Annotated in this window: 12 protein-coding genes, 1 tRNA gene and 1 pseudogene; 9 read left to right on the top strand and 5 right to left on the bottom strand. The window is 48.0% G+C overall.

Annotation, left to right across the window (positions count from 1 at the left end):
• The first annotated feature begins 159 nt into the window (after window positions 1-159).
• The 4 genes from serS to rpsN all read left to right on the top strand — a co-directional run bounded on the left by serS (window position 160) and on the right by rpsN (window position 3873).
• Window positions 160-1443, top strand: a complete 1284-nt coding sequence (gene serS / locus AC5JR3_RS14975; RefSeq protein WP_495847343.1) for a serine--tRNA ligase — start codon at window positions 160-162, stop codon at window positions 1441-1443.
• A 79-nt stretch (window positions 1444-1522) separates the two neighbouring features.
• Window positions 1523-2614: an RIP metalloprotease RseP gene (gene rseP, locus AC5JR3_RS14970; protein WP_495847342.1), complete on the top strand. Its 1092-nt coding sequence runs from the start codon at window positions 1523-1525 to the stop codon at window positions 2612-2614.
• Between the two features lie 80 nt (window positions 2615-2694).
• Window positions 2695-3408: an endonuclease III gene (nth, locus tag AC5JR3_RS14965; protein ID WP_495847341.1), complete on the top strand. Its 714-nt coding sequence runs from the start codon at window positions 2695-2697 to the stop codon at window positions 3406-3408.
• Window positions 3409-3570: 162 nt separating this feature from the next.
• Window positions 3571-3873 carry a 30S ribosomal protein S14 gene (rpsN, locus tag AC5JR3_RS14960; protein WP_495847340.1) on the top strand — a complete coding sequence of 101 codons (303 nt, stop codon included), beginning with the start codon at window positions 3571-3573 and terminating at the stop codon, window positions 3871-3873.
• Between the two features lie 45 nt (window positions 3874-3918).
• Here the strand turns inward: rpsN and AC5JR3_RS14955 are convergent, their stop codons facing one another.
• Window positions 3919-4248, bottom strand: a complete 330-nt coding sequence (locus AC5JR3_RS14955) for a DUF8822 family protein (protein ID WP_495847339.1) — start codon at window positions 4246-4248, stop codon at window positions 3919-3921.
• A gap of 215 nt (window positions 4249-4463) precedes the next feature.
• Here AC5JR3_RS14955 and aat point away from each other — a divergent pair, with 215 nt between their 5' ends.
• The gene (gene aat, locus AC5JR3_RS14950; RefSeq protein ID WP_495847338.1) at window positions 4464-5039 is read left to right on the top strand and encodes a leucyl/phenylalanyl-tRNA--protein transferase; all 576 of its coding nucleotides are present in this window, start codon (window positions 4464-4466) and stop codon (window positions 5037-5039) included.
• A gap of 98 nt (window positions 5040-5137) precedes the next feature.
• The gene (gatA, locus tag AC5JR3_RS14945; protein ID WP_495847336.1) at window positions 5138-6598 is read left to right on the top strand and encodes an Asp-tRNA(Asn)/Glu-tRNA(Gln) amidotransferase subunit GatA; all 1461 of its coding nucleotides are present in this window, start codon (window positions 5138-5140) and stop codon (window positions 6596-6598) included.
• Window positions 6599-6705: 107 nt separating this feature from the next.
• On the opposite strand, the gene sigC is transcribed toward gatA, so the two are convergent.
• The 3 genes from sigC to lipA all read right to left on the bottom strand — a co-directional run bounded on the left by sigC (window position 6706) and on the right by lipA (window position 10268).
• Complete coding sequence (gene sigC / locus AC5JR3_RS14940) at window positions 6706-7959, bottom strand: RNA polymerase sigma factor SigC (protein WP_495847334.1); 1254 nt, start codon at window positions 7957-7959, stop codon at window positions 6706-6708.
• Window positions 7960-8382: 423 nt separating this feature from the next.
• Window positions 8383-9318, bottom strand: coding sequence for an NAD(P)H-dependent glycerol-3-phosphate dehydrogenase (locus tag AC5JR3_RS14935; RefSeq protein WP_495847332.1), 936 nt, complete (start codon window positions 9316-9318; stop codon window positions 8383-8385).
• 71 nt (window positions 9319-9389) lie between these two features.
• On the bottom strand, window positions 9390-10268 hold the full coding sequence (lipA, locus tag AC5JR3_RS14930; RefSeq protein ID WP_495847346.1) for a lipoyl synthase: 879 nt from the start codon (window positions 10266-10268) through the stop codon (window positions 9390-9392).
• A gap of 303 nt (window positions 10269-10571) precedes the next feature.
• Between lipA and AC5JR3_RS14925 the strand changes: the two genes are divergently transcribed.
• Window positions 10572-10645, top strand: a tRNA-Pro gene (locus AC5JR3_RS14925).
• Between the two features lie 249 nt (window positions 10646-10894).
• Here the strand turns inward: AC5JR3_RS14925 and AC5JR3_RS14920 are convergent.
• Window positions 10895-11935, bottom strand: a complete 1041-nt coding sequence (locus AC5JR3_RS14920; protein WP_495847330.1) for an AI-2E family transporter — start codon at window positions 11933-11935, stop codon at window positions 10895-10897.
• Window positions 11936-12183: 248 nt separating this feature from the next.
• Here AC5JR3_RS14920 and AC5JR3_RS14915 point away from each other — a divergent pair, with 248 nt between their 5' ends.
• Window positions 12184-12753: a CAP domain-containing protein gene (locus AC5JR3_RS14915; RefSeq protein ID WP_495847328.1), complete on the top strand. Its 570-nt coding sequence runs from the start codon at window positions 12184-12186 to the stop codon at window positions 12751-12753.
• 284 nt (window positions 12754-13037) lie between these two features.
• A pseudogene (locus AC5JR3_RS14910) lies at window positions 13038-13214 on the top strand (amino acid permease); the annotation flags it as partial.
• Window positions 13215-13517 lie beyond the last annotated feature (303 nt).

Here is a 13517-nt window from a genome sequence, read left to right as displayed (position 1 = left end):
CCCCTGCACCCCTGCTCCCCTGCACCCCTGCTCCCCTGCACCCCTGCTCCCCTGCTCCCCCGCTCCCCATCTCCCTGTCAATGAGTAGATTTCGCTCTTTGTGGCAAACGGGATATTCTAACAAAAAGTAAATGGCAGCAAATCCATCAGGTAAAGTTTGTGCTTGATATAAAGCAGATTCGGGAAAATCCAGAAAGCATCCAAGAACTCCTCAATCGTCGTGGTGAGGGTAAGCATGACCTGCAACCAATTTTGGCGCTCAATCAGCGACAGCGGGAGTTAGAAACCTCGCGCAGTCAACTGCAAGCCCGGAGTAATGAAATTGGTAAATTAGTCGGTCAAAAAATTAAAGCTGGAAGTGATCCCAATGGCGCAGAAGTGCAAGCGCTACGGGAAGAAGGCAACTCGCTCAAAGCTAAGTTGAGCGAACTGGAACCTCAGGAAAAAGAACTGAAAGCGGAGTTAGAAGCTCTACTGTTAACCCTGCCGAACTTGCCGAGCGAGTCCACACCTATCGGGAAGAGCGAAGCAGAGAATGTGGAAGTGCGTCGCTGGGGTGACGAGTATATTCCTGAGCATTCTAATAGTCTTCCTCACTGGGAAATTGGGGAAAAACTGGGCATTTTCAACTTTGAGCGAGCCGTGAAAGTGGCACAAAGCCGATTTGTCACGTTAATCGGTGCGGGTGCAGCATTAGAACGGGCGTTGATTAGTTTCATGCTCGACCAACAAACGGCTGCGGGGTATACCGAAATTTTGCCCCCAATGCTGATCAATAGCCAGTCTCTTACCGCTACAGGTCAACTACCAAAGTTTGCAGAAGAAAGCTTCAAGTGTGAGCCTGATGATTTGTGGCTCAGTCCTACTGCTGAAGTCCCGCTGACGAATCTTTATCGAGATGAAGTTTTGGAGGCGTCCCAGCTACCGATTTATATGTGCGCTTATACACCCTGTTTTCGGCGGGAGGCGGGAAGTTATGGGCGCGACACCAGAGGGCTGATTCGACTGCATCAATTCAACAAAGTGGAATTGGTGAAACTGGTTCATCCTCAGACATCTGAAGATGAGCTTCAGGCGTTAGTGCAGAATGCCTCGGCGATTTTAGAGGCGTTAAAATTGCCCTACCGAGTTTTGGAACTGTGTACGGGGGATTTGGGTTTCTCAGCAACAAAGACCTATGACTTGGAAGTCTGGCTTCCGGCTTCGGGAAAGTATCGCGAGATTTCTAGTTGCTCCAACTGTTGGGATTTTCAGGCGCGTCGCGGCAGCATTCGCTTTAAGGAAGCGGGGAAAAAAGGAACGCAGTTTGTCCATACCTTAAATGGTTCTGGGTTAGCGGTTGGACGCACAATGGCAGCTATTTTAGAGAATTACCAGCAGTCGGATGGCACGGTTAAAATCCCGGAAGCGTTACAACCTTACCTGGGACGGGAAGTGTTGTAATACCGCAGAAGCAGGCAGGGGTTTTGTCTGACACCGTACAATTAAAAAATGTTTAATCGTTACATTAAATAATTCTGCTATGTCAATTTTGGCGGCGATCGCTGTTTTAGCACTTCTAATCATCGTGCATGAGCTGGGTCATTTTATGGCAGCTCGACTTCAAGGAATTTACGCCAACCGTTTTTCCCTAGGCTTTGGGCCAGTTTTATGGAAGTACCAGGGGCCAGAAACGGAATATGCTATTCGGGCTTTTCCCTTAGGGGGTTTTGTCGGTTTCCCCGACGATGACCCCGATAGTGACATTTCTCCAGATGACCCAAACCTGCTACGTAATCGACCAATTCTTGATCGCGCGATCGTAATTAGCGCGGGTGTGATTGCCAACTTGGTATTTGCCTACTTCCTCCTAGTTGCCCAAGTTGGAACGGTTGGTACTCCAGAAGTTAACTACCAGCCAGGGGTGTTGGTGCCGCAAGTTGCCGCCGAAAGCAGTATGGTGGCAACCCAAGCAGGCATTAAATCAGGAGACGTAATTATTGGGGTAGATGGTGAAGAGTTAGGCGCTAACCGAGAAGCGCTCAAATCCTTGATGGCAGAAATTCAATCCCATGCGAATAGACCTCTAGATCTAACCATTCAGCGAGGCGAAGAAACCCTGTCCCTGCAATTGACGCCGGAACCAGGAACGGATGGCAAGGGTCGAATTGGCGTCCAGCTTGCTCCTAATGGCAAAGTGGTCAGGAATCGAGCCAATAATATTATTGAAGCCTTCAGCAGTGCTGCCGAAGAGTATCAGCGAGTGGCAATCCTCACCGTTCAAGGGTTTGGGGAACTGATTAGCAACTTTGGGGAAACGGCTGAACAAGTTTCTGGCCCGATAGCGATCGTTGCTATTGGCGCTAATATCGCTCGTTCAGATGCCGCCAACCTCTTCCAATTTGCCGCCTTGATTAGCATCAACCTGGCAATCATCAACATCTTGCCTCTACCTGCCCTTGATGGCGGTCAACTCGCCTTCCTCGCGATTGAAGGCGTTCGCGGCAAACCTCTACCCGGACGCATCCAGGAAAGCATCATGCAAACTGGACTAGTCCTCATCCTCGGCTTGGGAATTTTCCTGATTATTCGGGATACCGCTAACCTGGGTTGGGTACAAAGCTTGTTCCAGTGATAGTTGGGTAAAAAGTCTACCAGTCCGAAGTCCGGAGCCTGAAATTCTCAATTTCATACTTCATCGTTCATCCTTTTTTAATGAGCATTATCCGTAAATGGTCAGTTAAGCAGCAGCGGGCGCTGGAAATTTTGATTCGCTTAAAGCGACTGTATCCAGAAGCCCCCTGTACGCTGAATTATGAAACTCCAGTGCAACTTTTAGTCGCCACCATTCTTTCGGCTCAATGCACGGATGAGCGGGTAAACAAAGTTACGCCAGAACTCTTTCGTCAGTTTCCTGATGCGGCTGCCTTTGCGGCTGCCAATGTTGAGGATATCGAAAACCTGATTCGTTCTACGGGTTTCTATCGCAATAAGGCAAAAAATATTCAAGGAGCCTGCCGCATGATTATGGTGGACTTTGGCGGACAGGTGCCGCAGCGCATGGAAGCACTGCTGAAGTTGCCAGGAGTGGCACGGAAAACGGCAAATGTTGTCCTGGCTCATGCCTACGGCATCCATGAAGGTGTAACGGTAGACACCCACGTTAAGCGCCTCAGTCATCGCTTGGGCTTAACCGAACACACTGACCCGATCCGCATTGAACGGGATTTGATGCGGATTTTGCCGCAACTGGAGTGGGAAAACTGGTCAATTCGCCTGGTTTATCACGGGCGGGCAATTTGTAAGGCACGAAAGCCGCAGTGTGGTGAGTGCGAGATAGCGGATCTCTGCCCGTCTGCTGACCTTTCTGAGTTAACCACTGCTAAAGGCGGGTTGGTACCTTCTGCTTTGCCTTTACAATCCCGTTGATTAATCGCATTCGATAACGCCAAAGGCTTGATCAGCTCCACAATTCAATAGCTTGCAGGTTGGGGCTTGGAGGTAATCGGTACTTCTTTGTAATAGCGTCAAACGTGGTAGTTGACCTAAGATAGAAAACGGTGTCTTGATGTAAAGGTAAAAGAGAGATTCATGGCTAAAAAGAGCATGATTGAGCGCGAAAAGAAGCGCCAACATTTAGTTGATAAGTATGCTGACAAGCGGACAGAGTTGTTGGAGCAGTTTAGAACGGCTACTTCTCAGCGGGAGAAGCTAGAAATCCACCGCAAAATCCAGCAACTCCCCCGCAACAGTGCGCCATCTCGCCTGCGGAACCGCTGCTGGGTAACGGGGCGTCCTCGCGGTTACTACCGTGACTTTGGCTTGTCTCGCCATGTCATGCGGGAGTGGGCGCACAAAGGTCTGCTTCCAGGAGTTGTGAAGTCAAGTTGGTAGGCAATATTGAATTTTGCCGTTAGGAATTAATTCAATATTCAGAAATTACTGACCACAACAGCGGTCAATGCCAAGACTATCCAGGAGTAAGTCGCTGACAGCGTTAGCGATCGCAAACTCGCTAAAAAAACTCTTGGAAAAGTCAAAGGCTTGCATCTCAGTTAGGATGGCAATGACCAGCGAACCCAGATCATTTTCGCCTTCCATCCGCTGGCGCACAAAGATTTGGGAGGCACGTTGGGCAATCTCCTGATTCACGGTTTCTGGGATAAATTCTTCGTCAAGCCATTTGACAAGGGCAGTTTGCAGCCACTCCCCTTCCTGCTGAGGCTTTTCAACTGGAGGGAGTGTAATCGGTGGAATGGGTTGAGACATATCAGCGTTGAGCGTTCAGCTTTCAAACTGTAACGGCGGTAGTAATAATCAAGATGCCGCCGGGCTTATCACAAGGATTCTCAAAAGTGATGGCAATACCTAAATTGTACAAGTGAGTCAATCTCCCTCTGAGCAGCTGCCTCGATAGACAGCTGCTTTTTTTGTCCTAACACCTCTAAAAGCGATGTCACAACGTTGCCGAGTGCTGATGATTTATGGAATTTGATGTTCCGTCCTTAATTGAGGGATATGCCCAGGGCTACTTTCTCATGGCAGATGAGAGCGGTGATTTGGGTTGGTATGCTAGCCGTCAGCGGGCGCTGGTGCCTCTAGATGAGCGATTTCGCTACCCAACCTCCCTACGACGGGCGTTGAATCAAGAGCGCTTTACAGTCGAAATCAACCGGGATTTTAAGAGTGTGGTGGCTGGCTGTGCTGACCGGGAAACTACCTGGATTTCTGCACAACTCAAGGACATTTACTTCGCACTTTATGAGGCAGGATGGGCTTATAGCTTTGAAACTTGGCAAGGGGAGCAGTTAGCCGGAGGAATTCTAGGCATCGCCATCGGGGGGGCATTTATTGGGGAGTCGATGTTTTACCGGATTCCGGAAGGATCGAAAGTGGCGATGGTAAAGTTGGTAGAACGATTGCGCGATCGCGGCTTTCTCCTTTTCGATGCTCAGATGACCAATCCCCACCTAGAACGCTTTGGGTCTGTGACTGTCGATGAGCAGCAGTATCAAATCTTACTGCGGCAAGCTCTGAAACGACGGTGCTCTTTGATTTAAGTCACCCCTATATAACTTTAATCAGGCAGATATCCACATCACAAGCTAAAATTGCTTTCCGTATACTTAATGGACATGAGTCGAAAAGGGAGCGCTGCATGGCATCCATTCGCGAGTTACACAAACAACTGATCCGTAAAGAGCGCTCAGCTGTTGAAATTGCCCAGAACGCTTTAGAGCGCATACAGATACTGGAGCCGAAATTACACAGTTTTTTATCCGTAACAACAGAGCAGGCGCTACAGCAAGCTCGCAACGTGGATGATCGCATTGCAGCGGGTGAAGAAATTGGGCTATTGGCTGGGATTCCGATTGGGATCAAAGACAATATGTGTACCAAAGGCATTCCCACGACTTGCGCCTCAAAGATTTTAGAAAATTTTGTGCCGCCTTATGAGTCAACGGTGACACAAAAGCTCAAAGATGCTGGCGCGGTAATGGTCGGCAAAACCAACCTGGATGAGTTCGCGATGGGTAGTTCCACGGAGAACTCCGCCTATCAAGTTACCGCTAACCCGTGGGATTTGACGCGGGTGCCGGGAGGGTCTTCCGGTGGCTCGGCGGCGGCGGTAGCCAGCGGTGAGTGTTCAGTGGCGCTGGGTTCGGATACAGGGGGATCAATTCGCCTACCTGCTTCCTTTTGTGGTGTGGTGGGGATGAAGCCGACCTATGGATTGGTATCCCGCTACGGTTTAGTTGCTTACGCGTCTTCTTTAGATCAGATTGGCCCTTTTGCCACTAGTGTTGAAGATGCGGCAATTTTACTAGGCGCGATCGCTGGATACGATCCCAACGACTCCACCAGTCTCAACGTTGAAATCCCGGATTATGCCAAGTCCCTCAATCCCGATCTCCATCCGAGAGGTAGATTGAGAATTGGCGTGATTAAAGAAACCTTTGGCGAAGGCTTAGACTCGGTCGTTGAAGCCGCCGTCACCAAAGCTATTGAGCAACTCCAGAACCTCGGTGCAGAAATTCAAGTCATTTCTTGCCCTCGCTTCCGCTACGGTTTGCCTACCTACTACATCATTGCTCCCTCGGAAGCCTCAGCGAACTTGGCGCGTTACGACGGGGTGAAGTACGGCTTCCGCACGCCGGAAAGCGAGGATCTAATGTCGATGTATACCAAAACCCGTGCGGCTGGGTTTGGAGCAGAAGTCAAGCGGCGGATTATGTTAGGCACCTATACCCTTTCTGCTGGTTACTACGACGCCTACTACCTCAAAGCCCAAAAAGTTCGGACTTTGATCAAACAAGACTTTGAAGAGGCTTTTGAAAAAGTTGATGTTTTAGTCTGTCCTACAGCACCAACCACTGCCTTCAAAGCCGGAGAAAAGACAGAAAACCCCTTGAGCATGTACCTGTCTGACTTGATGACGATTCCTCTCAATCTGGCAGGTTTACCGGGAATCAGCATTCCTTGCGGCTTTGACCAAAATGGATTACCAATCGGGTTGCAGCTCATCGGTAAAGTCTTGCGTGAAGACCAACTTTTCCAAGTTGCTTATGCCTACGAGCAATCCACTTCCTGGCATTTTCAGAAACCGCCGTTGCATTAAATCGTGGGAGTATCGGGTGGCTTACGGCTACGTTTACCCCACCCGATCAGCTAAAAAAAAAGCGGGTCAAACACCCGCTTTCAGACCGTTTAGATTGCCAAACTAACTTAGCTCAAGGATTCTAGGTAATCCCGGACGCGGTTGCGACGCTTGGGTTGACGCAGTTTTTGCAGTGCCTTGGCTTCAATCTGACGCACTCGTTCGCGAGATAGGTCGAGAGCGCGACCAATTTCTGCTAGGGAATAAGGATGACCATCACCTAAACCAAAGCGCATCCGAATCACATCCCGCTCGCGGCTGGTTAAGTCAGCCAGAAGCTGATGCAAGTCTCGCTGCAAGGCTTCCCGCATCAAAACGTCTTCCGGAGACGTTTCTTCAGTTTCGAGCAGGTCACCGAGTTCGGTGTCTTTTTCTTTACCGACTTTGATTTCTAGAGAGACGGCACGAGGCACTCGCAGTAAGACTTCCCGAACTTGGGGCGCTGTCATTTCCAGCTCTTGTGCTACGTCTTCGATGGTGGCAGTGCGACCTTTTTCTTGGGAAATTTTGCGCTGGGCTTTTTTAATTTTGTTGAGCTTTTCGGTGATGTGAACCGGGAGGCGGATGGTGCGGCTTTGAGTCGCGATCGCTCTGGTGATTCCCTGACGAATCCACCAGTAGGCATAGGTGCTAAAGCGATACCCTTTGGTGGGATCAAACTTCTCAACCGCTCGTTCTAAGCCAAGGGTGCCTTCCTGGATCAGATCCAGCAATTCCAGACCCCGATTTTGATACTTTTTCGCCACCGACACAACCAAGCGCAGGTTGGCTTTGATCATGTGATCTTTGGCGCGGATGCCTTGAGATTGAATTTGCTCTAACTCTTTAACGGTTAGTTCTGCCAACTCTGCCCAGCGCCGTTTACCTGCCGCCAAGCTTGGCTTCAGCTCAGTAACATCAATTCCGCCCGCCGCCGCCCATCGTTCTAAGGAAGGACGATGTCCTAAGTTGGCTGCCAAACGGTCATGAGCATCAATAAGTTTGACAAAAAGCTGAAGCACATCATCATCTGCTTTTTGTGCCACTTCAGTACGCAAATCCAACAGCCGCATGTGACGCTGTACTTTTTGGGCTTCCGAGACTTCCTCATCTCGCCTCAGTAAACGAATTCGACCAATTTCCTGGAGGTACAACCGAACCAGATCAGTTGTGCGGCGAGTGGCACCTTTACCAAAGAGGGAAATGTCGGTTTCTTCCATCTCCGGGTCAATTAAATCATCCACCGCTCCGCCCACATGTCCACTTGTACTGTTCAGCTCCAGGCTGTAGACAGACGGCTCATGGTCGTATTCGGTCTCGGCATAGAAAGGAGTGGCTGGCATAGTGATCTCTCAATTACGACCGGCGACAACACTTAAATCAACGTGAGTCACAACTTATCTTTAGGATTCCCAACCTTGAGGGCTGGCTAACACTGCTTGCGTTTTTTTTATCAAGAGCGATCAATCGAGACTAACGACGTATAACTGTTATCTACCGCTGACACAGGTAACCGCTCTATCGCTACTGTAGATAAATAAATCTATCTACAGCAGGATGTGATGGCTTTTGAGTTGGCAACTAGTATAAGCAGCAGTCAATCTCTAGGGAGTGACCTTAGTCAAATGCTGTATTAGATCTACATCACCTATTCGGGTGATTCCTGACGATTTCCCAGATCTATGAACAAAGTTTTTGCCAAAAAGTTTCTTTCCTAGCCCGAAACGCCTGGAATTGGGAAATAACTAATTCAAAGCTGAAGTTATTTATTCTGGCTTAATTTCTCGTAGCATGAGGGCTTCCACAGCCGCTTGGGGGGTAATTTCACCCTTGAGCAGACGATAAACCTGGTAAGAGACCGGAACAGAAATACCTTGCCGTTCTGCTCGCTGAATTAGCACAGATGTTGTGTTCACCCCTTCAGCCGTCCCTTCTATATGGGCGAGAATTTCAGACAAGGGCTTGCCTTGAGCAAGCTGGTAGCCAACTTGGTAGTTGCGACTCAGAGTACTGTTACAAGTCGCCAGTAAGTCACCAAGCCCTGACAAACCGTAGAAGGTTTCTGCCTGAGCGCCTAAATGGGTGCCTACCCGAATAATTTCTGCCAATCCACGGGTGAGTAAAGCGGCTTTGGCGTTGGTTCCGAGGTGCAAGCCGTCACAGGTTCCGGAAGCGATCGCCATGACATTCTTCAGTGTTCCTCCCAGTTCCACCCCAATGGGGTCAGGATTGGTGTAGACGCGGAAACTGGGTGAGGAAAAAGCCGTTTGGACAAATTCTGCTGCTGGTATATCTTCGCTAGCAACAACTGTAGCGGCGGGGAGTCCTTGCTGAATTTCTTTGGAGAGATTTGGCCCCGAAAGGACAACGATGGGATTTGAGGGAAATGTCTTTTGCCAAATCTGGGAAGGAGTATCCGTGGTTTGCGTGTCTAATCCTTTTGTGGCAGTGATGAAAATCTTTTCCGGCGCAATCGATAAGTGTTGCAACTGCGCGGCAACTGGGGCAACACCTGCCATCGAGACAGCAGAAAGCACAATGCTTGTCCCTGCGATAACCTCCTCAAGGCGTTCAGGACTATGACGAGACCATAAACGCACATCATGACCGTTGCCAGAGGCGAGGGAGGCTAGCGTTGTCCCCCAAGCCCCAGCCCCCACAACGGCAATAGAGAGTTTTGTTGGGGCAGGTTTATTGCTCATTGCGCTTAAACACTATTTCTTATTTGCATGAAGATCCCCCATTATCCCTCTTAAAAAAGGGATGACCGTACCTATTTTCGAGAGCGAGGATACTGTTTCATTAGTTCCTGCACTTGTTCGGCATGATAGGAACTGCGAGTGAGTGGAGAGGAGACAATTTGCAGGAAACCCAAGGATTTTCCCCACTCTCTCCAGGCATCAAATTGCTCAGGCGTGACGAAACTATTTATAGCTAAATGCTTTGAGGAGGGCTGGAGATATTGCCCGATGGTGAGAATATCGCAATCGACCCGGCGTAAGTCTTGCATGACTTCTCTAACTTCCGCGTCTGTTTCTCCCAACCCGACCATGATGCCCGACTTGGTATAAACCCAGGGAGCTAACTCGCGAGAACGCTGTAATAATTCTAGCGATCGCTGATAGTTTCCTTGCGGACGTACCCGCCGATACAGCCGGGGAACAGTTTCTGTATTGTGATTCAAAACCTCTGGCTGGGCGGCAAGAATCGCTTCCAACGCCTCCCAATTGGCACACAAATCGGGAATCAATACCTCAATCGTGGTCTTTGGCGAGACAGTACGCACCGCTTCAATACAATGCCTAAATTGGGAAGCACCGCCATCGGGTAAGTCATCCCGGTTCACTGAGGTAATCACCACATGGTTTAAGTCCAGACGCCGCACCGCTTCTGCCAAGCGTGTTGGTTCCGTGGGGTCGAGGGCTTGTGGCTTTTTCTCAAAGTCAATATCGCAGTAGGGACAGGCGCGAGTGCAAGCAGGCCCCATAATTAAGAACGTCGCTGTGCCAACGCTAAAGCATTCCCCGATATTGGGGCAAGAGGCTTCCTCACAAACGGTATTTAGTGCTAAATCCCGGAGGATTTCTTTGACGCTACCGACGCGCTGCCACTGCGGCGCTTTGACACGCAACCAATCTGGCTTAACTACCACAACCGCTTTTCTCACTGAAGTCGTACAAAGTTTATCCGGTGACATTCTCCTTCAGCATAATCTTTAATTTACCGAGGGATTCCCAAACTCACGATTGAGAGTTGCTGATTCACAGGACTCGTAGCCGAGTATCCTCCACAGCCAGTAAACGCTAGTCCCAGCGTCCGTGAAATGTTCTTAAAGGATACAACAGTCGTAATCTCAAAGGAAAGCAAAAGGTTGGCTGCACCAGTTTTTAGCTCAAAGCAGTAGTAATTCCCTAGGGGGCGTGATATGGTGGGATATATATTGCCATCAGGCAATCGGGATGTGGCGCAGCTTGGTAGCGCACCTCGTTCGGGACGAGGGGGTCGCAGGTTCAAATCCTGTCATCCCGATTTTTATTTTCACATTCTCTATTAGTGCTGGCTTTGTTTTGCTCTCAGCAGTGCCTTAGGACGCGCTCATCGCCTCACCATCTTGAGTGCGAAGCCGTTGCAGTTTCTATCAAAGTTGCTCGCATCGAGGGCGGTGGGAGCTTACTCTTATTTTGAGTAGACGCAGCGGGACGAAGAATCTAGGGCGATCGCCTTTGCCTAAGATACTTCACTTCGCTACGTTCAGCATGACATTAATACTTGATAAATCTAAGATAGTTTTTGAGCCGATGGCTGATTCCACTTGTCTAGAACATCTTTAAATAACACTTCTTCTAACCAGGTTTTAGCAACTACAGTCAGTGGAAGTGCAATCAATAACCCTAATACTCCAAACAAGCTGGCAAAGATAATCTGTGCTGTTAAGGTAATAGCGGGTAACAGTGCTACTTGTTTTGCCATGATCATGGGGGTCAACCAGTAACTTTCAATTTGCTGAATTACGATATATAAAGCTAAAACGGCACCAACTTTCCACGGCTTGTCCAAAAGGGCGATCGCCATTGGTAGCACTACACTCAACGTTGGCCCAATATTGGGAATAAAATTCAGTACCCCCGCTACAATAGCGTGAGCTAGTGCTAAAGGAACTTGCAAAATCCACAAACCAGTTCCGCTTAAAAGTGCAATAAAAACCATTTCAATTAAAGCTCCGACCGCCCAATTACCTAGAGCAAACTCGCAACGTGAAAGAATTTCATCAACTCTGTAGCGGTAAAAAGACGGGAATAATTGGATGAATGATTCACGGTAAGGTTTGGGATTTGCCAAAAGCATAATTGTTAATACTAATACCAGTAGAAATTGCAAGATAGCGGTAACAGATGCAGAAAACACGTCAACCGATCGAGCAAATATTTGAGTCAATAGGGGCTGAATTTGTTGTAATAAGTTATTGCTTGTCGGAAAATTTTCATACTCCCCTAAAAGACGTTGCTGCCAAAAAGTAAACCAAAATTGAACTCGTGCCACTCCTATAGGGAAAAGTGCTACGAGTTCTTGTAACTGCGCGGCGAACGATGGCACGATCAGCCAGACAAAGCTCACTAAAAATATGAGTAAAATAGCAATAGATAAGATAACGGCTACAGGGCGATTGATCGGTAATTTTTGAAGTTGTTGCACCAGCTTGTTTAAGGCAGTTGCCAGCACCACGGCTGTAAACACTAGGAGAAGTAGATTTCGGATCTGCCAAAGGATATATAAAGAAGCGATTAGTGATAGTAAGCCAATCCATCGACTAAGATTCATCAGGTGCGGGACTCCTAATTTTGATATTTTCTTCCTTAATAAACTATTTTTAAGGCTTTGTTGATTACTGAAGCGGGCTATCTCTGTTAGATCTTCGTTACATTAGCTTCTAGCGATTAAACACAGACGACAATTCTCATAAGCGAGCAAGGGATTTACCGACTGCTTAGCATTGGCGTTGGGTAGTAAATATAGCGATTGGTTTGATAATGACTTCGAGGTTAATCTAGCTAACTATGCGTAAAGGAATGCTACAAAGAAACGGAATATTGGGACTAGCGATCGCCCTCACTTTAGTAGGATGTGATCAAGCTAGAGATCTAGCTAGAGAGGTAGTAAAACTAATCCCTCAAGAGGTACTTGAGAAGAGATCACCATCTCCGACTACAACAACGCAGTCACCGACTGCGGCTGAAATGGAAGCAGCAGTTCTCCAAAGGATTAATGCTATCCGTCAGCAACAAGATTTGAAGCCCCTTAAGAATAACGAAAGATTGGCACAGGTTGCTCGTAACTACAGCCAACAAATGGCACGAGACGACTTTTTCAGCCACACAGGTTCTGATGGAAGTACCCCAGCCAAACGGGTACGCGCCGGGGGAATTAACTACTCAGTAGTCGGTGAGAATCTTTTCAAAAGTACAAATGCTCCCCAACCAGTACCATTAGCAGTAAAAGGATGGATGGAGAGTCCGGGACATCGAGAAAATATCCTGCGTCCTGTTTTCACGGAGACAGGTATTGGAGTCTGGCGAGACGGAAATACTTACTACATCACGCAGTTATTTCTGCGTCCTTTTTCACTACTAAGCTTTTGAAGTTGAGATTCCCTATTTTTTAAATAAGTTAGGAATCTCAGTCACTGAAACACTATTAATTTAAACAGAAATAAACTAGCCATCAACTTGATTTTTGCCACTTAGAAATAAGTTAAGTAACAGGAATTGCCTCATTATTGGTTGCCATGGTACAAATAGTATTTGATAGTCTGGCGATCATCCTGCTGTTTCCGATAAGAAAGTTCGATCAATTCCAGTTTGGCTGGCAACCAAATTCGCAGAATGGTTAACGAAGAGCAGATGATTAGCTCAGAGGACATCCCATGTCAGATAAAAATTCTGCGCCCGTTCTTCACAAAGAACTAGGTATTTTAGGGGCGATCGCCTTAGGTTTAGGTTCCATTGTCGGTGCAGGGGTATTTGTCAGTACAGGGATTGCGGCGGGAGTTGCAGGTCTTGCTGTGATTATTTCTCTAGTAATTCCTACAGCCCTAGTAGCGGTGATTATGGTAACTACCGTTGTTTTGGGCGGAAGGTTTATCCTCTTGCTTGTTCCTAGCGTTTTGGGTAGAACAGCAAATTTGGTTAGTTGGTGTGGGGTTGATTATTGCCGAACTGATTTGGAAAACCGTCTTCCGCAAATTGGCAGCCAGTTTGTCTGAATAACGAGATGGCGATCGCTTTTTCTAATTTTTAGTGCAAGTTCAAGAAATTTCTTGTGCAGTAGTAGCAAGATTTAGCTTGACGCCGTGGAGTATTTTATAGCCTACAAACTTGCTAATTCTCTGTTCTATCGAGTATGG

The sequence above is a fragment of the Kastovskya adunca genome (assembly GCF_059505785.1).
Note: the sequence above shows the minus strand (reverse complement) of the source record. Positions and strands in the feature narration are given on the sequence as shown.